The organism is Leptospirales bacterium (assembly GCA_019694655.1).
GTDB lineage: Bacteria > Spirochaetota > Leptospiria > Leptospirales > Leptonemataceae > SSF53.
In genome coordinates, this window is sequence record JAIBBN010000001.1 from 433,953 (window position 1) to 459,537 (window position 25,585).

At 57.2% G+C, this 25,585-nt stretch carries 25 protein-coding genes; 11 read left to right on the forward strand and 14 right to left on the reverse strand.

From position 1 onward, the window contains the following. Positions 1-79 precede the first annotated feature (79 nt). Genes K1X75_02050 through K1X75_02060 form a run of 3 tightly spaced genes read left to right on the forward strand, consistent with a single transcriptional unit; the run spans position 80 to position 3,403 of the window. Positions 80-1,159, forward strand: coding sequence for a hypothetical protein (locus K1X75_02050; protein ID MBX7056820.1), 1,080 nt, complete (start codon positions 80-82; stop codon positions 1,157-1,159). Further along, the gene (locus K1X75_02055; protein ID MBX7056821.1) at positions 1,156-2,427 is read left to right on the forward strand and encodes a CapA family protein; all 1,272 of its coding nucleotides are present in this window, start codon (positions 1,156-1,158) and stop codon (positions 2,425-2,427) included. The genes K1X75_02050 and K1X75_02055 overlap by 4 nt, the downstream gene beginning before the upstream one ends. Further along, complete coding sequence (locus tag K1X75_02060; GenBank protein ID MBX7056822.1) at positions 2,357-3,403, forward strand: tyrosine-type recombinase/integrase; 1,047 nt, start codon at positions 2,357-2,359, stop codon at positions 3,401-3,403. The genes K1X75_02055 and K1X75_02060 overlap by 71 nt, the downstream gene beginning before the upstream one ends. Here K1X75_02060 and K1X75_02065 read toward each other — a convergent pair. Continuing rightward, positions 3,400-3,834, reverse strand: coding sequence for a response regulator (locus tag K1X75_02065; GenBank protein MBX7056823.1), 435 nt, complete (start codon positions 3,832-3,834; stop codon positions 3,400-3,402). The two genes, K1X75_02060 and K1X75_02065, sit on opposite strands and share 4 nt — an antisense overlap. A 132-nt stretch (positions 3,835-3,966) precedes the next feature. Here K1X75_02065 and hslV point away from each other — a divergent pair, with 132 nt between their 5' ends. Together hslV and hslU are read left to right on the forward strand one after the other, a co-directional pair. Further along, positions 3,967-4,509, forward strand: a complete 543-nt coding sequence (hslV, locus tag K1X75_02070) for an ATP-dependent protease subunit HslV (protein MBX7056824.1) — start codon at positions 3,967-3,969, stop codon at positions 4,507-4,509. A 32-nt stretch (positions 4,510-4,541) separates the two neighbouring features. Continuing rightward, on the forward strand, positions 4,542-6,032 hold the full coding sequence (hslU, locus tag K1X75_02075; GenBank protein MBX7056825.1) for an ATP-dependent protease ATPase subunit HslU: 1,491 nt from the start codon (positions 4,542-4,544) through the stop codon (positions 6,030-6,032). Here the strand turns inward: hslU and K1X75_02080 are convergent. Then, positions 6,029-6,166, reverse strand: a complete 138-nt coding sequence (locus K1X75_02080) for a hypothetical protein (GenBank protein MBX7056826.1) — start codon at positions 6,164-6,166, stop codon at positions 6,029-6,031. The two genes, hslU and K1X75_02080, sit on opposite strands and share 4 nt — an antisense overlap. A gap of 3 nt (positions 6,167-6,169) precedes the next feature. On the opposite strand from K1X75_02080, the gene K1X75_02085 reads away from it, so the two are divergent. After that, positions 6,170-7,264 carry a DUF445 family protein gene (locus tag K1X75_02085; protein MBX7056827.1) on the forward strand — a complete coding sequence of 365 codons (1,095 nt, stop codon included), beginning with the start codon at positions 6,170-6,172 and terminating at the stop codon, positions 7,262-7,264. 64 nt (positions 7,265-7,328) lie between these two features. Here the strand turns inward: K1X75_02085 and K1X75_02090 are convergent, their stop codons facing one another. Genes K1X75_02090 through K1X75_02100 form a run of 3 tightly spaced genes read right to left on the reverse strand, consistent with a single transcriptional unit; the run spans position 7,329 to position 10,269 of the window. After that, a complete protein-coding gene (locus tag K1X75_02090; GenBank protein ID MBX7056828.1) occupies positions 7,329-8,072 on the reverse strand; it encodes a hypothetical protein in 744 nt (247 codons plus the stop codon). Then, positions 8,069-9,118: a metallophosphoesterase gene (locus K1X75_02095; protein MBX7056829.1), complete on the reverse strand. Its 1,050-nt coding sequence runs from the start codon at positions 9,116-9,118 to the stop codon at positions 8,069-8,071. The genes K1X75_02090 and K1X75_02095 overlap by 4 nt, the downstream gene beginning before the upstream one ends. Beyond that, the gene (locus K1X75_02100; protein MBX7056830.1) at positions 9,115-10,269 is read right to left on the reverse strand and encodes a glycosyltransferase; all 1,155 of its coding nucleotides are present in this window, start codon (positions 10,267-10,269) and stop codon (positions 9,115-9,117) included. The genes K1X75_02095 and K1X75_02100 overlap by 4 nt, the downstream gene beginning before the upstream one ends. Positions 10,270-10,712: 443 nt before the next feature. Here K1X75_02100 and K1X75_02105 point away from each other — a divergent pair, with 443 nt between their 5' ends. Beyond that, on the forward strand, positions 10,713-11,330 hold the full coding sequence (locus tag K1X75_02105; GenBank protein MBX7056831.1) for a DUF1564 family protein: 618 nt from the start codon (positions 10,713-10,715) through the stop codon (positions 11,328-11,330). Here K1X75_02105 and metH read toward each other — a convergent pair. The 3 genes from metH to K1X75_02120 form a co-directional block, all read right to left on the reverse strand. Further along, on the reverse strand, positions 11,323-14,994 hold the full coding sequence (gene metH / locus K1X75_02110) for a methionine synthase (protein MBX7056832.1): 3,672 nt from the start codon (positions 14,992-14,994) through the stop codon (positions 11,323-11,325). The two genes, K1X75_02105 and metH, sit on opposite strands and share 8 nt — an antisense overlap. A gap of 129 nt (positions 14,995-15,123) precedes the next feature. After that, a complete protein-coding gene (locus K1X75_02115; GenBank protein ID MBX7056833.1) occupies positions 15,124-16,149 on the reverse strand; it encodes a WYL domain-containing protein in 1,026 nt (341 codons plus the stop codon). After that, positions 16,149-17,102, reverse strand: coding sequence for a WYL domain-containing protein (locus tag K1X75_02120; GenBank protein ID MBX7056834.1), 954 nt, complete (start codon positions 17,100-17,102; stop codon positions 16,149-16,151). The genes K1X75_02115 and K1X75_02120 overlap by 1 nt, the downstream gene beginning before the upstream one ends. Before the next feature lie 183 nt (positions 17,103-17,285). Between K1X75_02120 and K1X75_02125 the strand changes: the two genes are divergently transcribed. Beyond that, positions 17,286-18,329, forward strand: a complete 1,044-nt coding sequence (locus K1X75_02125; GenBank protein MBX7056835.1) for a prolyl oligopeptidase family serine peptidase — start codon at positions 17,286-17,288, stop codon at positions 18,327-18,329. Here K1X75_02125 and K1X75_02130 read toward each other — a convergent pair. Further along, the gene (locus tag K1X75_02130) at positions 18,320-18,784 is read right to left on the reverse strand and encodes an NUDIX hydrolase (protein MBX7056836.1); all 465 of its coding nucleotides are present in this window, start codon (positions 18,782-18,784) and stop codon (positions 18,320-18,322) included. The two genes, K1X75_02125 and K1X75_02130, sit on opposite strands and share 10 nt — an antisense overlap. A 16-nt stretch (positions 18,785-18,800) precedes the next feature. Continuing rightward, positions 18,801-19,673 (reverse strand): pyridoxine 5'-phosphate synthase, encoded by an 873-nt coding sequence (locus K1X75_02135; protein ID MBX7056837.1) that lies wholly within the window; start codon positions 19,671-19,673, stop codon positions 18,801-18,803. On the opposite strand from K1X75_02135, the gene K1X75_02140 reads away from it, so the two are divergent. After that, positions 19,672-20,403 carry a response regulator transcription factor gene (locus tag K1X75_02140; protein ID MBX7056838.1) on the forward strand — a complete coding sequence of 244 codons (732 nt, stop codon included), beginning with the start codon at positions 19,672-19,674 and terminating at the stop codon, positions 20,401-20,403. The genes K1X75_02135 and K1X75_02140 overlap by 2 nt on opposite strands. Before the next feature lie 21 nt (positions 20,404-20,424). On the opposite strand, the gene K1X75_02145 is transcribed toward K1X75_02140, so the two are convergent. The 4 genes from K1X75_02145 to gcvT form a co-directional block, all read right to left on the reverse strand. Then, positions 20,425-21,930, reverse strand: a complete 1,506-nt coding sequence (locus K1X75_02145) for an alcohol dehydrogenase catalytic domain-containing protein (GenBank protein ID MBX7056839.1) — start codon at positions 21,928-21,930, stop codon at positions 20,425-20,427. 18 nt (positions 21,931-21,948) lie between these two features. Beyond that, positions 21,949-22,230 (reverse strand): hypothetical protein, encoded by a 282-nt coding sequence (locus K1X75_02150; protein MBX7056840.1) that lies wholly within the window; start codon positions 22,228-22,230, stop codon positions 21,949-21,951. A gap of 108 nt (positions 22,231-22,338) precedes the next feature. Further along, on the reverse strand, positions 22,339-22,731 hold the full coding sequence (gene gcvH, locus K1X75_02155; protein ID MBX7056841.1) for a glycine cleavage system protein GcvH: 393 nt from the start codon (positions 22,729-22,731) through the stop codon (positions 22,339-22,341). A 58-nt stretch (positions 22,732-22,789) separates the two neighbouring features. Further along, positions 22,790-23,899 (reverse strand): glycine cleavage system aminomethyltransferase GcvT, encoded by a 1,110-nt coding sequence (gcvT, locus tag K1X75_02160; GenBank protein MBX7056842.1) that lies wholly within the window; start codon positions 23,897-23,899, stop codon positions 22,790-22,792. Positions 23,900-24,137: 238 nt separating this feature from the next. Here gcvT and K1X75_02165 point away from each other — a divergent pair, with 238 nt between their 5' ends. Both K1X75_02165 and K1X75_02170 read left to right on the forward strand, forming a co-directional pair. Beyond that, on the forward strand, positions 24,138-24,335 hold the full coding sequence (locus K1X75_02165; protein ID MBX7056843.1) for a hypothetical protein: 198 nt from the start codon (positions 24,138-24,140) through the stop codon (positions 24,333-24,335). 62 nt (positions 24,336-24,397) lie between these two features. Continuing rightward, positions 24,398-25,558 (forward strand): hypothetical protein, encoded by a 1,161-nt coding sequence (locus K1X75_02170; protein MBX7056844.1) that lies wholly within the window; start codon positions 24,398-24,400, stop codon positions 25,556-25,558. The last annotated feature ends 27 nt before the right edge of the window (positions 25,559-25,585 follow it).

A 25,585-nucleotide genomic window follows, 5' to 3' on the forward strand; every position in this document is an offset into this window, starting at 1 on the left:
AGGAAGCGCGGCGGAAAGCGTCGCGGTTGTAAACGAAATTATGAATTGCTTCCGGGCTGGCTGACGCGAAGCCTGCAGTATGCTCGCTTTTCTGCCTGCGCGTCGGCAAACCCTGCGCCGTCTTCTTACGGCGCTGCTGGCTCTGTGGGCCAGCGCCCTCATTGCCAGCGACTCTGATCCGTTGCCGGACCTGTCGCGGCACGATGTGTTGCCGGAAGATACCGGGCTGCACGCCGACCACTATCCGGCCTCCAACGAGCGGCGCATCGATTTGTTTCGAGCGCATATCGCCAACCTGGGCGGCGGCTATGTTGGCGTTGGCACGGATCAAAACTTCACCTTCATCGCCTGGGCGCGCAGTGAATATGCCTGGCTGATGGACTTCGATTACGTCGCTGTAGACGTAAATCGAATCCATATGTTCTTCATTACGATTTCGCCGCGCTACGCTGACTTTCGCTCGCTGTGGGAAAAGCGCAATCGCGCCCAATCGCTGCGACTGCTGGAGGCCCGTTTTGGCGGGGAGCCGGACTACCCCCGCATTCGGGCCGCCTTCCAGGTAGCGCATCGCGGCTCCACGGATGTGCCGGAGCGCATCCGCGATCTGGACTACATGGTCCGTAAGTTCAGTCTCTCTACCTTTGTGAATAACCAGGATGACTACAACTATATCCGGGATATGATTCGCGCCGGACGCATCCGCGCCGTTCCAGGCGACCTCAAAGGTGATGTCACCATGCAGGAAATCGCACGCATCTCGGAGGACCAGGATGCTCCTGTTCGTCTGATATACACCTCCAATGCCGAGGAATACTTCCGCTATCCGGATGCAATGCGACGCAATTTTCTGGCCTTACCGCACGATGAGCGTGGCTTTGTAATTCGCACTGCGACCTCCGGCGCTAAGTACGTGCTTGGCTATCCCGAGGGTGAAAAGTTTCCCGACGACTTTCCCTTTCATTACAATCTGCAAACCATTCCCAGCTTCCGCGCCTGGATGTCTCAGTCGCAGGGCTTCCGCCTGCTGGATATGCTGCGCACCGCGACGCGCGTATCACGGGGCCTGTCGCTGCTGGACAAGACGCCTGCAGAGCTTGGCTTCTCGCCAGCAGCAGGCGCGGCCCCGGGAGCCAGGCCCGGCGGAGCGCGCCAGCAATGAAGTCGCTCCGATCGCGGCCGGGCGCGCTGCTTCTGCTTGCCCTGTGTCTGACGGCGTCGGGGGTCGAGAGCTGCTGGACGCAGCCGCTGCAGGCCGACGATCAAGAGGACTGGTTGACGATTGCCAACATTGGCGATATCATGTGTCACGATCCGCAACTGGCTGCCGCCTGGGATGCGCAGACTCAGCAATACAATTTCGACGGCGTCTTTGAACCAATTGCCGCCGAACTCTCCAGCGCCGATTTGACCATTGCCAATCTGGAGACTACGCTGCCCGGCGAACGAAGGCTCTATTCCGGCTATCCGGAATTTGGTTCGCCCGACGCTCTGCCGGCGGCGGCTAAGCGCGCCGGCGTTGATGTGCTGACGCTGGCCAACAATCATTCCGTCGACAAAGGGCGCCGCGGGATTTTGCGCACCATTGATGTTGTCGAAGAGCTTGGATTTCGACGACTGGGAACCTATCGCTCGCTCGATGACTGGAACCAGCATCGCATTTTATGGCTGGAGATCAAGGGCCTGCGTCTGGCGCTGCTCAACTACACCTACGGAACCAACGGCATCCGGGTTCCCGCCGGAGTAGTAGTGAATCAAATTGAAAACGGCCGGCAGATCGCCGAAGATCTGGAGCTGGCGCGCGGTCAATCGCCCGATGCAATCATTGTCATTTTTCACTATGGCACTGAGTACATGCGTCTGCCGGACGCCTACCAGCGGCGCTGGACTGATTTTGCGCTGCAGAATGGCGCCGACATTGTGCTCGGCGGACATCCCCATGTTGTGCAGCCCTATCAGATCACAAGCATCACCGATCGTTTTGGCGAGACGCGCGATCGACTGATCATCTACAGTACAGGCAATTTTGTCAGCAACCAGCAGAAGCGGTATACCGACGGCGGCATCATTTTCCGTTTTGCTTTGCAAAAGGGTCCGGTGCGCGCACGCTTTCGGCAAATCAGCTACACTCCAGTCTGGGTCTGGCGCGATCGCAGCGGCGGCCGGCTTTCTTATCGAATCCTGCCAGCAGCGCAGTATTTGAATAACGATCAGTCGTTGCGGCTCGATTCCGCCGCCTTGCAGCGCCTGCGACTTTTTCACAGCGATTTGAGCGCCCACCTGACGGAAAGTCGGGCCCGCGCTGAGAACTACGAGGCTGCGCTCAGCGCCGACGCCTCAGGCGCCGATATGTATTTCAATGGCCTGGCGCAAACTGGTGAATCAGGAACTGGCTGCTTCGGCCCTGGCCGATCCTGCGCTGGGCGCTGAGTTTGATAGCTTCTACGACTATCTGGCGCACGAGCGCGATCTATCAGCCAACACGCAGCGCGCCTATCTGAGCGATCTGGCCGAGTACTTTCGCTACCTGCATCAGGCGGAGCTTTCGCCGCTGACAGCGGATACGCGCACGCTGCGCGCCTACTTTATGGAACGTAGCGGCGCGACCCTCTCGCGCAGCGCCAGTCACGCTGTAACCGGGGCGAGCGGTGCGCGGCGGATCTCGGCGCGCTCGCAGGCGCGCAAATTGGCTTCGCTGCGCGCCTACTATGGCTATCTGGAACTGCGCGGGAAGATTCTACGATCTCCGGCGCGCGACATCCCGGCCCCGCGATTCTTTCGGCCGCTGCCGCAGCCATTGCCCGTCGGCGATATGGAGCGCGTCCTGGCCGAATCGGGGCAGCCGTTGCGGCCCGAACGACCGCGACTTTCCCGTTTCCTGGCGGCGCGCAATCTTGCCATTGCTGAGTTGCTGTATTCTTGCGGTCTGCGCGTCTCCGAGCTGCTCAATTTGAATGCGACGACGCTTCGCTCTGCGCCCGAGCAATTCAAAGTACGCGGCAAGGGCGGGCATGAACGCATCGTCTTTGTCGGTCCGCCAGCCCGGCGCGCACTTCGCGTTTACATCGCCCAGCGCGAACGCCTGCTGGCCTCCAGCGGCGTCCAGCAACAGGATCGAATGGAGGGAGCGCTCTTCCTCAATTCAAGAGCGCGTCCGCTGGGCGACCGCGGCCTGCGCTTCTCGCTGCGTCAACTGGGACGACGATTGGCTTTGCGCAAACGCCTCTATCCGCACCGATTCCGTCACAGCTTTGCTACCGACTTGCTCAACAGCGGCGCTGATATCCGTGCAGTGCAGGAGCTGCTGGGACATGCGTCGCTTTCTACCACCCAGATCTATACGGCTGTATCGAAAGAGCGCCTGCGCGAAATTCACCGCAATTGCCACCCACACGGAAAGCGCTAGTCAAGCGCCCGTGGATTTACAACGTCTGGGACCGGATCGCAATTCAGCGCCGGACCCGAAGGCAGCAGACGCGCTGCCAGTGCAGTGAGCGTGGCCAGCGAGCAGGGCTTGGCGACAAAGGCCGCACAACCAAGAAGCCGCGCCCGTTCACGATCCTGACTCTGGTTGCGGGCAGTTACAAAGACCAGCGGCGTGCTGTCCTGGCCGGGCAGCGATCGAAGCCTTACAGCCAGATCCAGACCGCTCATATCTGGAAGCATGATGTCCAGGAAAATCAGGTCCGGCGGATTTTGCCTGGCTGACTGCAGGGCAGCAGCGGCCGTCCCTGCGGCCTCGGCCGTCACCTGCTGCGCTTCCAGCGCTTCACTCAGCGCCTCGCATAGGGCTCGCGCCACTGCCGATTGGTCCTCTACTACCAGGATTCGTTTCATCGACGGCGTCCGCGGTCGTGGGACCGGTTCGTTATTGGACGGAGCTGGCCGGCGCTTGCCTGGCGGAATGCGTCCTGCCGGGAAAAAAACTGTCTGTCGGGGGGCCATCCCGGCAGCCTGGCATCCAGATCGATGAAGCGACCGGAATTCCATTCGACTACAATCCTGGCAGTACAGCGCAACGGCCTGACAGCAATGGGCGGAGACGGCCAGGTCAGCATGGGCCAGACCGTGATGAAAGCCGGGGCGAAAAAGGTTCGGCGTCTAGCGCAGCGTGATATCCTCACTGGCTTTGCCGGAGCTACGGCCGATGCCTTCACACTGCTGGAACTATTTGAGAAAAAGGTGGAGCAATACCAGGGCGCCTTGAGTCGTTCAGCGGTGGAGCTGGCCCGCGACTGGCGCACAGATCGCATGTTGCGTCGACTGGAGGCCCTGCTGGTCGTGGCCGACCGCCAGGAGATGTTTTTAATCTCCGGAACCGGCGACGTTGTAGCGCCGGACGACGGCATTCTGGCAATCGGCTCTGGCGGCAACTATGCGCTATCGGCGGCCCGGGCCCTGGCGCGCTGCACTGAGCTGGACGCCCGGCGCATTGTCGAAGAATCGATGCGGATTGCCGGAGAGATTTGCGTCTACACCAACGGCAACATTACGCTGGAGACGCTCAGCTGATGGACGAAATGCAACCAACAGGCGCCATGGCGATGACAACGGCGCGCGATTTTGACGCCAGCGCTTCGATACGGTTGGTAGAAGAGATGAGTCCGCGCCAGATTGTCGCTGAGCTGGATCGCTATATCGTCGGTCAACAGGCTGCCAAGCGCGCCGTGGCCCTCGCTGTGCGCAATCGAGTGCGTCGCCGTCTGGCCAGCGAGGACTTGCGCGACGAAATCTATCCAAAGAACATCTTGATGATTGGCCCTACGGGGTGCGGCAAAACGGAGATCGCGCGTCGTCTGGCGAGACTGACGGGCGCGCCTTTTCTGAAAGTCGAGGCAACGAAGTACACTGAAGTCGGCTACGTTGGCCGCGATGTTGAATCGATGGTGCGCGATCTGGTGGCCAGCGCCGTCAACCTGGTCCGCAAGGAATATCGCGAGCGCGTAAAGGAGCAGGCGGCGGCTGGCGCCCGCGAGCGTCTGCTGGACTTGCTTTTACCGTCAAGTCGCAGCAACGAGGCGCGACCGCAGGGGGCCGCGCCGGATTTGTTGCGGACGCTTTCCGGACTGTCGCAGGTCGGAGCGCAAGCCAACGCCGGGCTCAAGGCCGACGCGCCGCGCGATCCGGCCGAAGAGGAGCGCAGATTGCAGGCGCGTGATTTGATGGCGCGGAAGCTGGATGCCGGCGAGCTGGAAGAGCGCGAGGTCGAGCTGGAAACGCAGAGCGCAGCGCTGCCAATGGTGCAGGTGCTATCCGGCGGACCAAATATGGAAGATCTGGATATGCAGGTCCAGAACATGCTGGGCGATTTGTTGCCGCGGAAAAGCAAACGGCGCCGGCTTTCGATTCACGATGCGCGTCGCGTCCTGATCGAAGAAGAATTGGATCGTCTGGTGGACGCTGACAAAGTACAGAGCGAAGCGATTCGCCGCAGCGAACAGATGGGCGTCATCTTCATTGACGAAATGGACAAGATCTGTGGTCGCAGCCAGATGCATGCTGGCGCCGACGTCTCTCGCGAAGGCGTGCAGCGCGATCTGCTGCCCATTGTCGAGGGGGCCACTGTGAATACTCGCCAGGGGCCGATCAAGACGGATCATATTCTGTTTATTGCCGCCGGCGCATTTCACAGCGCCAAGCCCAGCGATCTGATTCCCGAGTTGCAGGGTCGATTTCCGATTCGCGTAGAGCTGGAAAAGCTGAGCGAATCGGATTTTCGCCAGATCCTAACCGGTCCGCGCAATTCTCTAACTCGCCAGGCCCAGGCCTTGCTGTCCGTCGATGGAGTCGTACTGGACTTCTGCGAAGATGGTCTGGATGAAATTGCCGCCTTTGCTTTTCGGGTCAATGAGACCACGGAAAACATCGGCGCGCGCCGACTGCACACGATTATGGAGCGGCTGCTGGAAGAGGTTTCCTTCGACGCCCCCGAGCTCAACGAGGACCAGAAGAGGGTGCGCATCGACAGGGCATTTGTACAGCTGCGGTTGAAGGAAGTCGTGGAAAATCAGGATCTGTCGCGCTACATTCTCTAGCGCTGGAGCGTACTCATCTGAATCCAGAAGAGATCAAGGGCAGCCAGCAGAACGCCGAGGGCGACTCCGCCGCTGCATCCGCCAGCTCGAATGTCGGATCTTCCGGAGATATAACTTCGGATCGATTGCTGCATCTGGTGGAAAAATGGGGCCGCCGCCTGGCCCCCCGATCCGAACCGCGCGAGGTTACTTTCCCCAGTACGGAATCGCGCTTTTCTCCGGTTCTATTCCTGCTCAAATTGCTGCCCTATCTCTGTGTCGTTGGTTTTGGAGCTTCGATTTTCTTTGACTTCAGTTTTGCACTGCAACTTCCATGGCGCGGCGAAATCTTGCAGCTGGAACGAATTGTCCGCACGCTTTGTGTTACCGGCCTCGTAGGTTACGGTACCAACTGGCTGGCGATTAAGATGCTGTTCTATCCTCGCAAAAAGCGACCGCTGCTTGGCCAGGGGCTGATTCCTTCGCGCAAGAATCAGATTGTCATTCGTCTGGGCGAGCAGATCAGCAAAGAGATCATCAATTCGGAGCTGATAGTCGATCAAATCCGCAAGAGCGGCATGGTGTCGAAGCATCGCGAACGCATTACTGATTCGCTGCGGAGCCTGCTGCGAAATCCGGAATTTCGATCGGATATCATGGAAGTTTCGCAGCACTATATCAATGAATTCCTGCGTTCGCCAGAATTTCAACAACGGGTTCGGGATTTCGTCAAGGGGATTGATTTCGAGAATGTCGGTTTTGTTGAAGGCGGCATCTTGCGCGTCTACAAGATGCTGACCGGGGATCAGGACATCTCCTCGCGTTTGCAGGATGTGATTGGCGGTCTCTCATTTCGCATGGACAAGTATGAGGAGCGGCTGTTCAACTACCTGCACTCTCTTCCCGATGCAATGGAAGAGCAAAGTCATGTGATCGAAGACTATGCGCTCAATGCGGTTATGTTTTTGATTGAACAGATCAACGTTCAGGAAGTCATCATCGACAATTTGCAACGCTTCGACGAGGTTCGGCTGGAGCGGCTGCTCTGGCGCTCGACAAGCGATCAACTACAGTACATCCAGTATCTGGGTTGTTTTCTCGGCTTGCTGGGCGCAGTTTTTGTCTGGATGCCGGTGGAGTCGATCGTTGGCTTTACAATACTGGGCGCTCTGGTTTACGGCCTGGATACGATGATTCTGCGAATGCGTGAAAAACGAGGGAGCAGGTCCGGCATACAGCAAAGCGATCGCTAGCGCGGTTCGCGAGTCTTTGCGCGGAGTTCTAATCTGGGTTCGTCGCGGCGCGCTGGCTAAGCCGTCAATTCCGGTCGTCTGGAGGCTCTTCCCCGGCGGCCTCGGCCGGCCCCCTGGCGCCGGCAGCGCCGGGTAAGAGAAAGCCAAGAACCAGTCGAATTGCCTCGCCGATGGAATCAGGCAAGCGCGCGCCCTGACCTTCCACTCTCTGCTGGTACTTTTTGAAAGATAGTCGGTGCCGCGAACTCTTGCCGAGTGCGTCAAAAATCTCCCAGAGCTTGGGCTTCATTCTTTGTATTAATTCCGGTCGCTCTGTAAGATCAATTTGCAATGGTCGCAGCAGGCGTGCATTGACTGCGCGACTGATGCTCCGATAGAAAGCAAAAGCCAGGAGTTGATCGGACTCGGCGTTTTCTAATTCTATTTCGCGCCGCAAATGCGCGAGGTTTAGCCAATCTATGAATTCGACTTTGTAAGCTAGCGGCGCATGAAGGTCGGCAATGCCTTCAAAGACGGCGGTCTGCAGCTCCTTGCAGGTCGGACAGTTGTCGGGACAATGGATTTCGCCGTGTATAGGGCAGGAATAGTAGAGAACGCAATCGACGTCCGACTGGGGTAGAGACTGGCCAAAGTTGAGTGAACCAACGAAGTCAAAGGCGGCTTCAATGCCCGTCGCCCGGAGACGCAGCGCCAGCCGGCGAAACTCCTTGATTCTACTTCGCGATTCGTCGGTCTCCAACCTTCGAAAGTACAGTTTGACTCGATTGAACTCCTGGACGACGGCGTGGTCGCCAAACGGCGGCTTCATTGAATGGCGGCGCCTGACGCGTCCCTCACAAAGCCGGATAGATCAAGATGGCAGTACTCTGCATTCTCAGTGCAAACCGTTCCCTGCAGTCGATCTTCAATTCGAGAGACCCTCAACAATTCAAAGTGGCGATCCTCGGCCAGTCGCATAATTCCGACGTTCTGAACAAATCGATCGTCCATTTGAAGTTCGGCATAGACGCCGCCTGGCTGCCAGCCATAGGGAGAGTCAACGCCGCCAAAATTAGATGGATTCAGCAGCAGAGAGCCATTGCGCAGGCACACTCCGTAGTCTTCATGGACATGGCCTGAGACGACAAGGGCGGGCGCATTTTGATCCAGGTAATTGCGAATGCCAAGCGATCCGACATGGCCAAACATTGGAACCCGGTCGAAATATCCGTAAGCAGGATTGTGAATTGCTAGAATATCCGGGCGGATTTCCTCAAAAAAGTCCTGCGGCTCCGAATAGAGCCGGCCCTCTTCCTGGCTCTCGTGGTATACTACTGCCAGCTTCTCCGGAATGCCCGGCGTTGCAATAGGCGCTCCGCCATAGCCGGCCAATACCAAACCACGAATTTCACGACGCTGCTGATGTAAGTCCCGATCTCGCAGCGAAGTATAGCGCAAGTCAATGTCGTAGTTACCCGGAAGCACGAGCGCTGGTGCATGACTGAATTTAACAATGAGCTCCTCTATGGTTTCGTATTTCTCCTTCATGTTTTTTGCGGCCTTCTCAAAAAGGCGCCGATAATCTGTAGCCTTTTGCTCGAGATGGGAATCCGCCTTGTTGTCTTCGCCGTACTTTTCCGGAAACCGAAGGATATCTGTTGCTAGATCGAAGGGGGCTATTTTTACCTTTAGCCGTCTGGCAAGATTCCAGAAGTCCTCCTGCAAGCAGACAAATTCATACAGTTTGTCTTCGTCGTAGAATGCTCGATAGAGAATGTCGCCGGAGAGCAAATAAAGATCCGCCTCCGTGGTGCTGAGGAGCACTCGCAATTCGCGGAGTGCGTCATGAATGTCTGTAAGATATATGACCTTCATGTGCAGGGGCTCCGCTTTCCTTCTAAAGCTAACTGCACCTCTCGGAGCAGGCCGCTTCTGAATGCAGAAGCGCTAAATTTTCGCGCGTTCTTTTGCAAGTCTTCGGTACGATAGGAACGCTTCTCAAATCGAAGTATCGCATCAAGCAAGGAATGCGGCGTTTGCTCGTAGAAAAATTCCCCGGTTTTCCCGTTTACGACGGTTTCCAGCGCTCCGCCGCGGCCGTAGGCAATCACGGGACATAGAAAGGATTGGGCCTCAACCGGAACAATCCCAAAGTCTTCTTCGCCCGGAAAGATAAGCGCCCGCGCGCTCGCGTAAAGCGCTTCGATCTCCGCTCGATTCTTTGGGCCAGGCATTTGAACGTTATCTGGCAGCGACTTTCTGAGCTTCTTCTCTTCCGGCCCGCTGCCAATGATGATCAATCGCCGAGTGGAGTCCCTTCTGAACGCTTCAATTGCAAGGTCGATGCGTTTGTAAGGAACCAGCGCGCTAACGATAAGGTAGAAGTCGCCTCGAGGGGTGGCGGCACGCGGAGAGACAAAATCATCTGCAACGCATGGCGGGGCAACGGGTATCGCCTGCCGCCCATAGTATTTTGCGATTCGCGCCGCTACAAAGCGGCTGTTACAGACAAAGCGATCGACGCGCGCATTGGAAGCTGCATCCCACAGGCGCAGGTAATTGGCAAGAAAGGGAACTACCAGGCGATTGATTACGCCCGTAGGCGGAAAATACCTTTGGTACTGGTCCCAGACGTAGCGCATCGGGCTATGCACATAAGATACATGTGCCGCCCTGGGGCCCGGGATGACTCCTTTGGCAACGCAGTGCGAACTTGAGAGAACTAAATCATAGTCGACAAGATTCAGTCTTTCAATAGCTGTCGGAAACAGTGCAAGGTAGTGCCGGTACAGTCGATTCTTCAGCGGCAATCGGTTGATGAAGCTGCAGGTAATGCGCCGCTGTTCAATTTCCTCGCTGAGCCGCCCTCTATTATGTAAAAGCGTGAAGAGATCCGCCTGAGGGAAGATCCGCAAGATCTCCTCAAGGACTACTTCGCCGCCGCGCATGCCTGTCAACCAATCATGCACCACCGCGATTCGTAGTCCATCGAAGGCCGTTTCGGAGCGGCGAGTCTTACGTGCCATCCCTGCAATTCCCGGCTTCTCTATTGCAGCGTCAGCAAAAAATCCTGCATTGTTCATGCGCCTTCGCTTCATGGTCTGGCGAAAGAATTGGGCGCCTGCACCCCCCTCTCAATAACGGACTCGGCCCATAGCTCAGGAGTTCCCTGTCTGGCTGCTGAGGATGTCGATCAGATTTTGAGTTGGCCGTAATCAGCAGGAAAGTGATCGAACCACGCCCTCCGCTCAATACAAGCAAGGTTTGTAGTAGGCGCCTTTTTTCCTTTCCCGGCGTGAATCTGCCCGACCGAGTTTGGATGCGGCCATGCCTGTCCGCCCACGACTATGGTCGCAGGAATCTCGGCCACGGGAATACCCGATGTATTTCAAAAATTGCTAACGGGGAGCTGTGGTACGTACCACAAATTTGATAGGAACGTTCAGCGCTTCGGCAACACCAGCTGGAAATGATCGCGCTTGCTCCCGATAGATCCATCGAAGTCTCGCGTTCCGACCGTATTGAAGGACCGACCCACAATACTACAATTATGGTCCCAGCTCATCTGCTTGAATTCTGGAATGAAAGCAAGGATTGGCGCTTTGTTCCTTTTTGCAGGATGCTGGACGCGGCCGTTGCACTGCACGGCCGACATCTACTGCGAACTCACTTTGCCGGAGGATCGCACCCCTGTTCCACTGAATATCAGCGCGCGACGACAAACCTGGAGCGGCTGCGAATTCGCATTAGTCCTGGCCTTTGGGAGAGAGTTTCTGCAATCGCACGATACCATAGTGTTTCCAGAAGTCTTTTGATCGCACATTTGGTCCTTCTGCTTCTTGTCTCCAGCATATCAATATCAAATCATGGGCACTGGGACCCGATCGTCCGCTACGTTGCGTCTGTTCCTTTTTCGATCCGTAGTACGTACCACTGTTGGCCACATAACACATTCCGTTCTATCGAATTGAAAAATGTTAGCCTTGCCGATATGCCTGGGCGCCTGCAAAGCCTCGCCCGACTCTGGGATCTACGCCCAGACCTGTATCCGCCGCCGGCCTGGTACTATATCCGAAACTCTAGCTAGCGATATTGGGCCGAAGCCATTTTTCAGTATCCGCAACCGACTGACCTTTGCGCTTGGAGTATTCTTCGACCTGATCGCGGCCGAGCATGCCGACATTGAAGTAATCAGCGTCTTGTGAAGCAAAAATTATCCCGCATACGGACGCTGCTGGAGTCATGGCGCGGGATTCGGTAAGAGAGATCGAGGTATGCCTGGTAGCCTCGAGCAACGCAAATAGAGCATCCTTTTCAGTATGGTCAGGCTGAGAGGGATATCCTGGCGCCGGTCGAATGCCGCGATATTTTTCACGAATGAGCCTCTCGGACGAAGCATCTTCGTCGGGGGCATATCCCCAGAATTCACGACGAATCTTCCAGTGCAGATATTCGGCAAAGGCCTCTGCCAGACGATCAGCAACTGCCTTGGCCAATATAGATTGGTAATCATCATGCTCAGCGACAAATCGCGCGGCAAGTTCCTCGACCCCCATACCGGCGGTGACGGCAAATGCGCCCAGATAGTCCATCCGGCCTGAATCGGACGGTGCGACAAAGTCAGCCAATGCGCGATTTGGTTCGCCAGCGCGCTTCTCTGTTTGCTGACGTAGTGTATGAAAGGTGCAGACAATTTGACTCTGATCGGCAGCGGAATAGACTTCTATATCATCTCCCCTGGAATTGGACGGAAACAGCCCATATACTCCGCGGGGTTGGACAAGTTTTTCTGCTTCGAATCGATCCAACAATCGATTTGCGTCGGCCAAAAGCTTTCGAGCTTCCTCGCCGAACTTCGGGTCATCGAGAATAGCCGGATACTTGCCGCTCAATTCCCAGGCCAGGAAGAAAGGGGACCAATCGATGAACGGACGGAGTTCTGCAATGCTGGCCTGAATTGCGTGTACCCCCAGTTGTCGCGGCGTTGGAAGGTCGGCGCTTGACCAATCTATCGCAAGCCGATTGGATCGCGCCTCCGCAAGCGTTAGTAATTTCTTTGCGGTCTGCCGACGCAGGTGTTCCTCCCGAAGCGAGTCATATTCAGCACGAATTTGGCTGGAATAAGCCTCCCTTTGCTCCGGAGTAATCAAACTCTGCACGACAGGTACACTGCGAGATGCATCAAGGACATGTACGACCGGGTTATCGTAAGCCGGCGCAATTTTTACCGCCGTATGAATCCGAGAAGTTGTAGCGCCTCCGATCAGCAGCGGCAGGCGCATTTTGCGTCGTTCCATTTCCTCGGCAACGTGAACCATCTCATCCAGCGACGGCGTGATCAGGCCCGAGAGTCCAATGACGTCCGCTGAATTCTGGATGGCCGCGTCGAGAATCTTTTCGCACGGCGTCATCACTCCGAGATCAATTACTTCGAAGTTGTTGCAGGCCAGCACAACGCCGACAATGTTCTTTCCAATGTCGTGAACATCGCCTTTGACTGTGGCCAGCAAAACTACGCCGTTTTTGCGAACGGCCCCAGCTTGATCAGCTTCAATGTATGGCACCAGGTAGGCCACAGCCTTCTTCATTACCCGTGCGCTTTTCACTACTTGAGGTAGAAACATTTTTCCTGCCCCAAATAAATCGCCGACGACATTCATTCCATCCATCAGCGGTCCTTCAATTACGCTTAGCGGCCGGCCGTATTTGAGCCTGGCTTCTTCAGCGTCGGCTTCGACATACTCGACAATTCCTTTTACGAGTGCATGCTTGATGCGTTCTTCTACTGCCTGTGTGCGCCATGCTTGTGCTTCGCTGCGGTCCTCAATGCCTTTGCCCTTTACGAGTTCGGCGTGGGCAATCAGCCGTTCTGTTGCGTCTTGCCGGCGATTGAGGAGGACATCCTCCACACGTTCCAGCAGCGTGGCTTCAATGGTTTCGTAGACGGCCAGCTGTCCGGCGTTTACAATCCCCATGTCCAGGCCGGCTCGAATTGCATGATAAAGAAATGCAGAGTGCATCGCTTCGCGGACGACATCATTGCCGCGAAAGGAAAAGGATATATTGCTTACGCCGCCGCTGGTTCGCGCGCCCGGCAGACTTTGCTTGATCCATTGCACGGCAGCAATGAAGTCCAACGCATAGTTGTTGTGTTCCTCGATTCCAGTAGCAACTGTCAAAATATTTGGATCAAAAATAATATCTTCAGGAGGGAATGCGACTTCCTGCACGAGTATTCTGTAGGCGCGCTGACAGATTTCTATACGGCGCTGATAATTGTCAGCCTGGCCTTTTTCATCGAAGGCCATGACTACTACGGCGGCCCCGTAGTCTCGAACCGTTTGCGCACGATTCCGAAAAACCTCTTCGCCTTCCTTCAGGCTGATGGAATTGACAATGGATTTGCCTTGAACGCAGCGCAGCCCGGCTTCAATGACCGACCACTTGGAGGAGTCGATCATGATTGGAACGCGAGCGATATCGGGTTCTGCAGCTATCAAGTTCAAGAAAGTTGTCATCGCTTGCTCGGAGTCGAGCATCCCCTCATCCATGTTAATGTCGATGACCTGGGCGCCACTTTCAACCTGCTCGCGAGCTACGGCTAATGCGGCTTCGTAGTCGCCAGCCAGAATGAGTCTGGCGAATTTCTTCGAACCGGTGACGTTGGTGCGCTCCCCTATATTTACAAAATTGGATTCCGGTCTGACGATCAATGGCTCCAGACCGGAGAGACGCAACAGTGGCAGCGGCGCTGCCGGCGTGCGCGGTTTTTCTTCGCGCACCGCTGCTGCGATAGCGCGGATATGCGCTGGCGTGGTCCCGCAGCAACCGCCAACAATGTTGAGGAAACCATGTCGAGCATAGTCCCTGGCCACATTAGCCATGTATTCCGGCGTCTCATCGTAGCCGCCCATCTCGTTCGGTAAACCGGCGTTCGGATAAAGGCTGACCCGGCAACTGGCCACTCGCGACATTTCCTGAAGAAACGGGCGCATTTGTTCGGATCCCAGGGCGCAGTTCAATCCGACGCTGATCAGGTGCGGCGTGTGTGAAATAGAAATCCAGAATGCCTCTGTGGTTTGTCCGGAAAGCGTTCGGCCGCTCATGTCGACAATAGTGCCAGAAACCATAATCGGAATTGGCGACTTCGCGGTTCGATTGTAACGCTGAATTGCAAACAGCGCGGCTTTGCAATTCAGCGTATCGAATACGGTTTCTACAAGAAACGCATCGACGCCGGCCTCGGCCAGAGCGCGCACCTGTTCGGAGTATGCTGCCACGACCTCCTCGAAACTTACCGCTCGAAAAGCGGGATTGTTTACATCCGGCGAAAGACTGAGCGCCTTGTTCAGCGGGCCGATTGCGCCGGCTACAAAGCGCGGCCTGGATGGATCCCGTTCGGTATATTCCTGAGCGGCCTGGCGCGCAATGCGCGCCGCGGCCAGATTGATTTCGTACGCCAATCCCTCGGTGGCATAATCGGCCTGACCAATGCTGGTCGAAGAAAAGGTATTCGTTTCGATGATATCGGCGCCTGCTTCCAGATAGGCGCGATGAACTTCGAGAATCGCGTCGGGCTGGCTCAGCGCCAGAATGTCCGAATTGCCTTTGAGTTCATGGGCGTGATTCTTGAATCGCTCGCCACGGTAGTCCTGTTCTTCGAAGCGGCGCTGCTGCAACATGGTGCCCATCGCGCCATCGAGGATCAGGATGCGCTCATGCAGAGCTTCGGAAAGCGATTGAGTTTTCATACAGGTTGTGCCTTGGACGCTGACTGACCAGCAACCGTTTCAGACCGGCGATGACAAGCGCATTCGATGCTACCCTCCTGGCCAGCGCCTTCTGATCGGCAGCTCACTGTCCGCGGCCTGGGCTCAAGCTCAGAGGGGCGCGGGCGTCGGCATCGTCTGGAGCTCCGCCAGAAAGGTCGCCCGCAGTGATTTCGGACTGAGTATTGCAATGCCAGGTCCAAAACCGCGCAGCATGGTGCGGAACCAGATCGCTTCGGCGCAGGTAGTTTCTGCAGAAAGCCAGGTCGAAAGCGGCGCCTGGTCTGATGCCGAATTCTCTGGCAGAGACGGAGTTGTATTTCCAGTATTTGAGGTAAGGAGATGAAATTCGTCGGCGTCGATTGGCCGCACATCTGACAACGGCGTTTGCATCTCAAGAGCCTGGCGCAGAACATCGCGAAATGCAATGCGCACTCGAATCGATCCAGCTGGTTGAAAGATCGGGCTCTGCTGCACGATACGCATGAGATCATCGGGAGCCCTTGAAACGAGCGGCGCTTCAAGTATGCCTGGATCGTCGATACGATCGAGGTGAAAACTGCGCGCCTCTTTGCGAGCGTGACACCAGCCAATCAAATAGTCGGCTGCACCGCGTCGCAGCAGAGCCCAGGGATCGATTCGACGGAGCTCCGCTTCTCTGGAGGAGAGCGTTCGGTAGAGAAATTCAAGCTGCAGTCCGTCATCCAGCGCTTCCTGGATCAGAGCGCGCTTGCCAGCATAGGCGTCAGCGGGTTCGATCGAAACCGGAATCCGATCTATCTGACCCAAAAGCCGACGTAAGTGATCACTCACTGGATCGCCGGCGGTGCGAAACTCCAGCTCGCGGCCAAGACGTCGCTGCACGGCGGCCCATTCGTGGGCTGTCAGACTCAGCGGTCGATCGAGGCCCATGGGAAAATCCAGAAACACGCGATCGTCTTCAATGGAAACGGTGACAAAGTCAGCGGGCGAAAAGGGGGGTGCGCCGAACATCATCAGTTGGTCAAGATCGCGCTTGAGCGTTGCTTCGTTGGGATAGTCTGCCTGAGCGGCAAGTTCGGCCAATGTCATGCCCTGCCTGGCGCAAATAAAAGCCGGCAAACGCAGCAGCCGACGCAATCGAGCATCGGCAGACATCAAGGAGCGCTCGCCTTGTACAATTGGATCACCGCCTGACGGTATTCTTCAAATTGCTCGCGGGCCTGCGCCGGACCAAGAGCGACCACGATTCCCGGTTTCTTCAGCATCCAGTCAAACAAAGCTTCGCGATTGGTAAGCGTCAAATTCAGCTGCGTTTCCGAAGTTTGCCTTATCTCCAGCGTTCCATTTGCCGCCGTCAGGAATTCCATCGCTTCGTCGGCGCGTTGTGAATCGAGTTTGATGGCAATTTGCTGCGGATCATGGACATGAACGGCCAATGGATGCAATGAATAGTTGCGAATATTAAAGGATGGATCCTTTTCATATCGGGTTTCGCTGATCCGGACGGTATCCATGCGATCTAGATAGAACAAGCGAATTGCACGACGATCGTAGCAGTAGGCCGCCAGACACCAACGTCGCTGGTGAGCGATGAGACCGCGCCCCGCTACCCGTCGATGTTGCGACCTTCCATCCCGCGCCCGGTAGTTGAACTCCAGGACGCGCTGCCTGTGAATCGCGTCGTGGACAGCAGCCAGCGTTTCCAGGGCCGCCGTCAGCTCCGGTGAATCGACAGGGCGCGCCCGGGAATTTTTGGCCGGCGCCGCATCTTCGTACTCTTTCAGTGCGTGCGGATTCAAATACAACAGTTTGGCTGCCGCCGATCGCAACAACGCGCGTTCGTGATCGCCAGCAGGCGGAGAGTCGGCTGCTGCGCCCAGCAGCAGCATTGCCAGAATCTGCGCTTGCTCGGCGCTCAGCTGGATGACCGGCATTGGCTCCGCTTCTTCGGAGATTGCATAGACATGATCGCGCGCCGTTCGACCATCGGGCAGGCGCGAATCGGGAGCATAGTGCTGCAACGGCAGGCCGAGCGCCTTCAACTCGTCTTTATCACGCTCAAATTTACGCCGCGCCGATTCTGGCTGCCCTTCGTATGCAACCGGCATGGAATTGCGGATCTCCGCGAAAGATAGGCCCCGAGGATGATTCAGGAATGCCAGGTAGAGGCATGCAATTCGCTCGATCTTCTCCACGGGTTTGGATCTAATCAATGCCAGACCGATTGCACTCTGGCGTCAACCTGCAAATTTCATTGCGAAGCCGCGGCGCACTGCCAATCAAGGCCGACGATGTTTGCACGATTGCATGCCCTCAAGTTCATGGTGCGGCTTACTCTGGAGCGCTTTGGGCATTTGTCCGTTCGTGAAATCAGCCTCGCTGCGGGCCGCAAGAAGCAGCCGGCCTTAGTCTATGAGCCCCCGGATCAGGTCTTTGGCAATGTTCTGTTTGTACACGGAATGTCGGTGCAGGGCAGCAAGGACCCGCGTGTCAACATCGTATGCCGCGCACTGGCTTCTGCTGGATATCGCGCCATCGCGCCGCAATATGATGACATTCAGAAGCTGCTGATCGCGCCGCGCCAGGTCGACCAAATCGAATCGAGCCTTGTGGCTGCCTCCATGCATCCGGAACTCGGGGACGGCAAGCCTATTGGGCTGATGGCGCCATCCTTCTCTGCCGGCCTTGGCATTATTGCCGCCGCACGAGGTCCAGCGCGCAATCGAGTGGCAGCGCTTTGCGCCATCGGCGGCTTCAGTCATGTCGACACTGCCATGCAGTTTTTGCTGGGTGCGGAGCGCGCCGACGACTACGGAATGATGGTGGTGCTCTGGAATTTCGGTCCTCTAGCCTTGAAGGCGCATCCTGCTCTCTTTCGCGCGATCAAGGAACGCGCCCTCGACAATGGATTTCGCCGTGAAGGCGCGCAGCAGCGAGCGCCGGCGCTGATTGCAAAGCTGCCCGCGTCCGAACGAAAATTGATGCAGCGCCTGATGGAATCCTCCGCCTATCGACTTTCCGTGTCCCGCGCAATTCTGAAAAGCAAGCAGGCGGATTTGATCTATCCAAAGATCTCGCCGGCGCGCTACCTTGCAGCCCTGGACGCTCCGGTTGCCATCGTACACGGCGTCGCCGACAATGTCATTCCGCCAGAGGAATCGACCAATCTCTTTGCCGAGCTAAAGCGGCTGGGCAAGCCGGCGCGCCTCTGTTTGACGCCCTTTCTGTCGCACGGCGATGCCGGTCTGCGTTTTTCAATGGCTGCTGAGGTGCTGGAACTTGCTGCAACCTTTGGCTTCTTTTTTCAACACGTCCGTGCTGCCGCTCAGGGTTGAGTAATTGGCCTCCGCAGTCGATCCAGCATCAAGGCCGGCGCCGGAGGACCCTCGCCGCGCCTGTAGCAAACGTAGTCGTAAAGGACGCGTCGATGATCGAAAGCCAGGCCCGGCGGCGGATTCGCCGGATCGACCATGACGATAGCCCCGGCATCATCTCCAGCGACTGGCTGCCCGGCGGAGCGCGCTACGTAAACCATCGTGATTACCTGACCGCGCGGATCGCGCCGGGGATCAGAATAAACGCCAAGCAAAGCCAGCAGTTCGACATCCAGACCGGTCTCTTCGCGGGCTTCGCGAATAGCGCACTGTTCCGCAGATTCGCCGATATCCATGTAGCCGCCAGGCACTGCCAGACCATGCGGCGGATTCCTTCGTTCGATGAGCAATACTCGGTTGCCGATTTCAATCAGCGCATCGCAAGCCACCAGCGGAGTTACGGGCTTTCCAGTCATCAAGACGCTCCTTGTTTCAGGCTTTGGCTGCCAGACGAATTACGGACAGATACCTGTATACGGCGTCGGCCAGTCCGCTGAACACAGCGTCGGCGATCAGCGCATGGCCGATGCTGACTTCGCAGATCATCGGGGCTGCCTGCAACAGCGGGCCAAGATTGCTCAAACTTAAATCATGACCGGCATTGACGCCTAGCCCCAGGCCATCGGCAAGTTGTGCGCATTCGGCAAACTGGCGGCAGACAGCGGCAGCTTCTGGCCTCTCCGCCGCGCGAGCGTAGGGTTCTGTATAAAGTTCAATGCGATTCGGTCGCAATTTGGCAATGGCTTCAATCCATTTGGGGTTCGCGTCCATGAAGAGACTGCTGCGCGTCCCGTTTTCGTGCAGCTTTTCCAATACCGCGCTCAGTCGACGACTATCGGTTTCTGGATTCCAACCGTGATCGGACGTGGCCTGTCCGGGCGCATCGGGCACCAGCGTACACTGGGCAGGGCGCGCCTCCTGCACAAGCTCCAGAAAATCAGGTTCAAAGGGATTGCCTTCAATGTTAAACTCCCGATCTGGAAATTCTTCGCCAATCAGCCTGGCGATAGCGATGACGTCTGCCGGACGAATGTGGCGCTGATCAGGTCGCGGATGGACTGTAACGCCAGCGGCGCCGGCCTCCAGGCAAATGCGCGCGGCGGCGGCCGGCTCAGGGTAGTTCAATGGCCTCGAGTTTCGCAAAAGCGCGATTTTGTTTACGTTTACGCTGAGCGCAGTCATCGTCCGGCCACAGCGCTTCAGTCCCGGGTCCTTACAATCGAAATTCAGTAGCGTTGCGGGATGGTCAGCACTGCGCTGTAGTTGACACATTTCGGGAGCGGCCGTCACACTGGCCCTGCTCATGACGCGCCCACTAGTCCTGCTCATTGAGGATGATCGCGATATTGTCGCGCTAATCCAAAAATCCCTGGATCCTGCGCTGTTTCAGGTGGAGGTCAAGGATCGCGGGGAGCCGGCAATACGCTCTGTCAAAGAGCGCACCCCTGATCTAGTACTCCTTGATCTGAACCTACCAGATATGGATGGTCTCGATTTATGCCGCCAGTTGCGCAGTCGTTCAGAAACTGCACGAACGGGAATAGTGATGATCAGCGCCCGGGATGAGGAGGCTGACATAGTCAGCGGTCTCGAACTTGGCGCCGACGACTATATTACCAAGCCATTCAGCCCGCGTGTTCTCATCGCTCGGGTGCGCGCTGTTTTGCGGCGCCGGAAGCAGACTGCGACGCCCTCAGAGGTCGACCGAATTCTACAGTATGGCGGCATTGCGATCGATCCGCGGCGCTTCGAAGTGCGCCGTCGGGATGAACTGATTCAGCTGACGCGCAGCGAGTTTCGCATTCTTCAGCTCTTTTGCAGCAAGCCTGGTTGGGTATTTACGCGCAATCAGATCGTCGAAGCGGTACATGGCGAGGCAACTCCAGTAACGGCTCGCTCCGTGGATGTGCTCATTGTAGGTCTGCGCCAAAAACTAGGAGCTGACGGCGTTTCGATCGAGACGGTACGGGGCATCGGATACCGGGTAAAAGAGTTGAGCGAGCTTTCGGATGGCGAGTCGGGCGGCGGAGAGTAAGCGCGCGCGTCGGCGGGCAGGTCAACGCGTCTCCATTACGACTTTTACGCTGCGTCCGCTGTCTGCCGCCAGCTGAAACGCCTCCGAGATCTCCGAAAGCGGCTTCAGCTGGGTGATCATTTTCTCCTGCAGTCGCGCGGCGATTTCGGGATGTGCCGAAAGTATAGCCAGAGCGCGCCGGAAATCGCCGCAGCGCGAGCTGTGCAGCTCCAGGCCTTCTGCGATCCGCCGCTCAAGAAGCGAATCAGCAAGCGAGGGTGCGGCGCTTTTCTCCATGACTTCTGGCGCAATCGGCGAGCCGGCGCGGTGCGGCGCCAGCAAAATCGCACCGCGGGCGCGCAGCAGCGAAAACTCGCGCGGAGGAGTCGGTCGGATGATGCTATCAGCGTCGGCAAGGGAATCGACGACGGCCAGATCAAAACGGGGGTAGGGCGCTTGCGGCGGATAGCCGCCGACGTCCAGTCGGTCGGCGGCTTCGGCAGGCGAGAGGGAGTATACCGTACGGCTGCTGCTCTTTGCCCATTGCTCCAACTTCTGGCGCGCCTGGAAATTGAGGGCCGGCGCCGCAAAGATTGCTCGATTCTCACGAGCCTCAGATTCTGCAGGCCACTTGAAGTTTAAATTGGATTCGTGGAAGGGCAGAAGCGCCAGCTCATCCACGACCAGGTCGGTCAGACGTTGCATTCCGAAAGCCGCCTGTCCATTGGTCGATTTCAAATGCACGGCGCGGCGCGCCATGTTCAGGGCCAGTTCCAGACCCTGCATCGATCCGGTCGTATCAAAGACCAGATCGAAGGTTCTATCCAGGCTGGACGGATTGCATTGCCGGAGATCAAGGGCCTCATCGGCGCCCAGATCGCGTGACAATTGTAACAGTGAGTCATGACGCGCAACGCCGACGATGGTAAAAGAGTAGCCGCATTCTTTGCGAAAAGCGTTGAGTGCAGCGATCATCAATGCGCCCAGCCGCCGCGGTCCGAGCACCGCAATCCGTTCGCCGCGCCGCGGCTGACTGCAATCCACGCCCTGCAGCGCCGCCGCAAAGGGCTCGGTGAGCGCCGCCGCCAGCGGCGAGATATTTTCCGGCACGGGGACGATGGCCTCAACGGGAGCCAGCACCATCGGCGAAAATCCGCCAGGCAAGCGATCGATGCCGAGTGTGATTCGCTGCGGGCATTGAGTGTTAATGCCCTTGCTGCAGAACGGGCAATTGCTATCGTGCAGCCCGCGTGCAAGGTGTGAGGCATTGATCTCGATGGCCGCCGGGCGTCCCTCATGCAGGGCGACAACTTCATGGCCAATGACCTGCGGCAAAGGGTAGGGAAGGAAGCGGCGCGCCAGGTCCGTAGAACAGACGCCGCAATAGAGCGTAGGCAGCGCTTCGTAGCCCGGACCAAGCTCCATCCACGCCTGTGAATTGCGCAGGATGCGCCAGCCGCTCTGTGCGGAGCCTTCAATTGTGAAATGAGTCGTCTGAAAAGAGCCGTCGGCCTGATACTCAGGGGCCTCGTAGTCGAAGCGGCTCATTGTTACATCGTCACAAACTTACTTTTTCTCTAAGTCGGTTACTTTGATGCGGTTCTTGGCTTTCCATTCGCGAAACGGCGCCAGCGCATGCATACGCTCCTCAGATACATAGAAGAGTCGTTCGCCGTACTTTACCAGAATGCCTTTGTAGTGGGCGTACTTGGTGCGGTGGTCGATCAGCCCAATTTCCTTGACATCGTTCCAATTTTCACAGGTCTTCAAGACGGGGACATGACGCAGGTAGAGCTCTCGAATTGTCCCATCCTGGACGGAATCGCGCAGAATCTTCTCCCACTCCATGTCGATCATTTACCCCGCAAAGCTGATGTCTCCAGGTTGCCTCCGGGAAGCTATTTGTAAAGAGTTTTTGCCGAATCGGAGATCCCGGCGGAGGGAGGCCTCGGGGGCTTAGCCTGCACTTTTGGCCAGCAATTCGCTGTACGCCTGGGGGCTCAGCAAGGAGGAGAGCTGGCTACGGTCAAAGTCTTTGAGCTTCAGGATCCAGCTGCCATATGCGTCCTGATTGATTTTTTCCGGAGCGGAACGCAGCGCCTCATTGACTTCGGCCACCACGCCGCTGGTCGGCGCATAGAGGTCTTCAGCGGCCTTCACAGATTCAATGGACCCGAAGCTGATTCCGGCGGAAAGTGCGGCGCCGACCGCTGGCGTACTCAGAAATACAATATCGCCCAGCGAATCTTGTGCATAATCAGTGATTCCAATCCAGAGCAGGCCGGCTTCCTCGCGGGCCCATTCATGCTTTGGCGTATAGAGACAATTTTCCGGAATCTTGCTGGCCATTGGCGGGCAGCCTGGGACGGGCCCCCCTGCTGTAAAGTATTCGCAGCTTGCAGCGCAGCTACTTTCCGCGTTTCGCCGATCCGCGCACAAAAGGCCCGCTGACTGTTTCGGCCTGCAACAGGCGGCCGCGCGCCTCAATCTGCAATTTAGTTCCGGCGGCGCGCATGGCAATTGGAAGAAAAGCCGTGCCAATGCCATGGCGCAAGCTGGGCGAGTAGGCGCCGGACAGCACCTGCGCAATCTTTACGCCCGAAGGATCGAGCACCGGGTAACCCTCGCGCGGAACGCCCCCTTCCAGCAGTTGGAAAGGAACTACCTGTGCGGTCACGCCGCGCTCCTTCTCGCGCAGGATTCGATCCATGGCCAGGTAGGGCGGCGATTTCTTACGCACAATCCAGCCGATGCCGCTTTCGACCGGCGTCCAGCGCTCGTTGAGCTCATGGCCATAGAGCGGATAGAGCGCCTCCAGCCGCAGGGTGTCGCGAGCGCCGAGGCCGCAGGGAATCAAACCTTTCGATCGCTGCGTTCCGAGAATCAATTCCCAGATTGCCTGGCCGCTTTCATTGTCGGAGTAGATCTCGAAGCCATCCTCGCCGCTATATCCGGTGCGGCTGATGCGCAGCAGTTTTCCCTTCCAGCTAAAATCTTGAAATCGGAAATATCCGATTTCGGATAAGTTCAAATCAAGTGCGCTTAAGAGACATTCCTCGCTCTGCGGGCCTTGAACAGCCAGCAGATGCCAGCGTTCGCTTTGATCTTCAATTTCAACATCGCCTTCAGCGTACGAGCGAAGGTGCTGCGTCACTGTCAGGTAATTGGAGGCATTGGCCACAATGAAGTATTCCGTCTCATTGACTCGATATACGGTGATATCGTCCACCAGGCCTCCGGCTGCATTCAACACTGCATTGTATTGAACCTGTCCGGGTTGCATGGCGGCGACGGAGTTGCATGTCAGTTTTTCCAGCAGATTCAGCGCATTTTTGCCACGTACAGCAATTTCACCCATATGCGAAACATCAAATATTCCAGCAAATTTGCGGACCGCCATGTGTTCATCTATGATAGAGGAGTATTGTACCGGCATTTCCCAACCGGCGAACGGCGTCATTTTGCCTCCAAGAGCGGCGTGTGCGGAAAAAAGCGGCGTACGCTTGAGACTCATCAGGGCACAAGCTGCGCGCCGGGCGTAGAGTTCAGCAAAAAAAAGCCGACTGCGCAATGGAATTCGCGGCGCATTTCTTTTCGCCGGAATCTCGGCGCCTCGCAGTCTGGTACTTGAGACCGGGTTTGCGCATGGAGATTGCGTGAATAACTTTTTGACGCGACCGGCAGAGAGCTGATGTTTTTTCTTTGACGGTGCGCCCGCCTGCAGATTCTCTCGCTCTCTCCTGAATCGCAAGGAAATGAGCGGAGCGCTCACGATGCCGAAGGACGAAGCCGAGGAAACCAACAAAATGCGCTGCAGTGTGTGCGGAAGGGGCGTCGCCAAACTTTACCAGCGCAATACCTGCCGCGATTGTCTGCTACATTCATTCAAGAAGTTGACGCCAGTGATTGATTACTACCGCGGCGGCAAGTCAGGCGCTGCGCAGGATGCCTGAACCCCGGTAATCCTGGCCTTTCAAAGCGCTTTACACTACGCGTCGCCCGCTTGCACTGGTCTGTGCGGCATTCAACCTGCCTCTCGCTTCTCTTCATTTCATTCCTGATCGTTGTTCAGTCAGTTTTTGTTGGCTGCGAGCGCTTCTGGAAAGACCTGCGTGAAGACGCCAGGGGTCATCAGTTGCGCGCCCGCGGCATCAGCGAGCGTCCCGATGGCGATTTGCAATGGACGATTGCAGTGGGCGCGCTCAATGATTCAGAATTTTCTGAACTGAGTCGCGCGGCGCTGACGCCGGTTCTGGATCGTACGCAGGCCCTGTTGGAACAACGTTTGCCTGGCCTGCATATTGCATTCATTCTTGACCAACCGATGAATTCGGTCTTTCTCATGGAACGCAGCATGCGCAGCGAGGGCGGCGTCGTGCGAACTGCATTGATTGATTTAAATCGCGAGTCAGAAATCCGAAATCGCAAGCTGCTGCTGGATGCCGGCCGCAGCGCCGCGGAGGTCACGCTCCTCTTGCGCCAGCTGGCCGATCTGCAGCAGAAGGCGCTGGATGCAGAGCGCCCCTGTCTGGAAAGCAAGCTAAGCAGCAGCGAGGAAACCTGGCTCAGTTACTTGCGCCATCAGCCGCGCTATGATCTCATTCTTACCAATGCATTGATTTTTGCGGATGGCGTCGATCGGCGGCCCTTTTCCAGTTCCGATGAGGATGGCGCGCGCAGTGTAATGGGCGGGCCGGCGCTGGGCCGCAGCGGGATGGAAGGCTGGGGTCTGGTGTTGAGCCTGAATTCCTGGGCGCCGGGCCACTCCTGCCGCCGCGATCAGGATCGCCTGCCAGCGCCAGCAGCGGCCGAGGCGGCGGCGCAGCGCATTGCGCAGGCGCTCTGGCCGCTGCTGACGGCCTTGCCCGCAGGCGTCGATCTTCAAAACAAGACGCCGGCAAACGAGCCGGTCAGGCTGAGCTGGTCGAAGCGGCTTGAGCTATTGCGCTCGTATTTGCGCTTTTCCAGCGGCGATCGGCGGGCCTGTGAATTTCTGACCACGGGAGCCGCCCATCAGGGGCGGCCTTCGCCGCCGCGGCGCTCATCCGCTGACGAAAGTCGCTCCGGAGCAGAGTCAGATTTTCGCTCAGGCGCGGCCGAAGCAGCCACTACTCTGGAGGAGCAGCGCCAGATCACCCTGGATGCTTACCTGGACGATTGTAAAAAAACGGAGTGACCCTTCTTTCGCCCGGAGCGGACTGAC

Excerpts from the sequence above, each read along its gene's own strand:
- K1X75_02115 (MBX7056833.1), bottom strand. The coding sequence starts at position 16,149 with ATGTCTGCCGATGCTCGATTGCGTCGGCTGCTGCGTTTGCCGGCTTTT.
- K1X75_02140 (MBX7056838.1), top strand. The coding sequence starts at position 19,672 with ATGACGCGCCCACTAGTCCTGCTCATTGAGGATGATCGCGATATTGTC.
- K1X75_02150 (MBX7056840.1), bottom strand. The coding sequence starts at position 22,230 with ATGGAGTGGGAGAAGATTCTGCGCGATTCCGTCCAGGATGGGACAATT.
- metH (MBX7056832.1), bottom strand. The coding sequence starts at position 14,994 with ATGAAAACTCAATCGCTTTCCGAAGCTCTGCATGAGCGCATCCTGATC.
- K1X75_02125 (MBX7056835.1), top strand. The coding sequence starts at position 17,286 with ATGTTTGCACGATTGCATGCCCTCAAGTTCATGGTGCGGCTTACTCTG.
- K1X75_02165 (MBX7056843.1), top strand. The coding sequence starts at position 24,138 with ATGAGCGGAGCGCTCACGATGCCGAAGGACGAAGCCGAGGAAACCAAC.
- K1X75_02135 (MBX7056837.1), bottom strand. The coding sequence starts at position 19,673 with ATGAGCAGGGCCAGTGTGACGGCCGCTCCCGAAATGTGTCAACTACAG.
- K1X75_02065 (MBX7056823.1), bottom strand. The coding sequence starts at position 3,834 with ATGAAACGAATCCTGGTAGTAGAGGACCAATCGGCAGTGGCGCGAGCC.
- K1X75_02120 (MBX7056834.1), bottom strand. The coding sequence starts at position 17,102 with ATGCCGGTTGCATACGAAGGGCAGCCAGAATCGGCGCGGCGTAAATTT.
- K1X75_02130 (MBX7056836.1), bottom strand. The coding sequence starts at position 18,784 with ATGACTGGAAAGCCCGTAACTCCGCTGGTGGCTTGCGATGCGCTGATT.
- gcvH (MBX7056841.1), bottom strand. The coding sequence starts at position 22,731 with ATGGCCAGCAAGATTCCGGAAAATTGTCTCTATACGCCAAAGCATGAA.
- hslV (MBX7056824.1), top strand. The coding sequence starts at position 3,967 with ATGAAGCGACCGGAATTCCATTCGACTACAATCCTGGCAGTACAGCGC.
- hslU (MBX7056825.1), top strand. The coding sequence starts at position 4,542 with ATGACAACGGCGCGCGATTTTGACGCCAGCGCTTCGATACGGTTGGTA.
- K1X75_02055 (MBX7056821.1), top strand. The coding sequence starts at position 1,156 with ATGAAGTCGCTCCGATCGCGGCCGGGCGCGCTGCTTCTGCTTGCCCTG.
- K1X75_02060 (MBX7056822.1), top strand. The coding sequence starts at position 2,357 with ATGGCCTGGCGCAAACTGGTGAATCAGGAACTGGCTGCTTCGGCCCTG.
- K1X75_02050 (MBX7056820.1), top strand. The coding sequence starts at position 80 with ATGCTCGCTTTTCTGCCTGCGCGTCGGCAAACCCTGCGCCGTCTTCTT.
- K1X75_02105 (MBX7056831.1), top strand. The coding sequence starts at position 10,713 with ATGATCGCGCTTGCTCCCGATAGATCCATCGAAGTCTCGCGTTCCGAC.
- K1X75_02090 (MBX7056828.1), bottom strand. The coding sequence starts at position 8,072 with ATGAAGCCGCCGTTTGGCGACCACGCCGTCGTCCAGGAGTTCAATCGA.
- K1X75_02095 (MBX7056829.1), bottom strand. The coding sequence starts at position 9,118 with ATGAAGGTCATATATCTTACAGACATTCATGACGCACTCCGCGAATTG.
- K1X75_02080 (MBX7056826.1), bottom strand. The coding sequence starts at position 6,166 with ATGCAGCAATCGATCCGAAGTTATATCTCCGGAAGATCCGACATTCGA.
- K1X75_02100 (MBX7056830.1), bottom strand. The coding sequence starts at position 10,269 with ATGGCACGTAAGACTCGCCGCTCCGAAACGGCCTTCGATGGACTACGA.
- K1X75_02145 (MBX7056839.1), bottom strand. The coding sequence starts at position 21,930 with ATGAGCCGCTTCGACTACGAGGCCCCTGAGTATCAGGCCGACGGCTCT.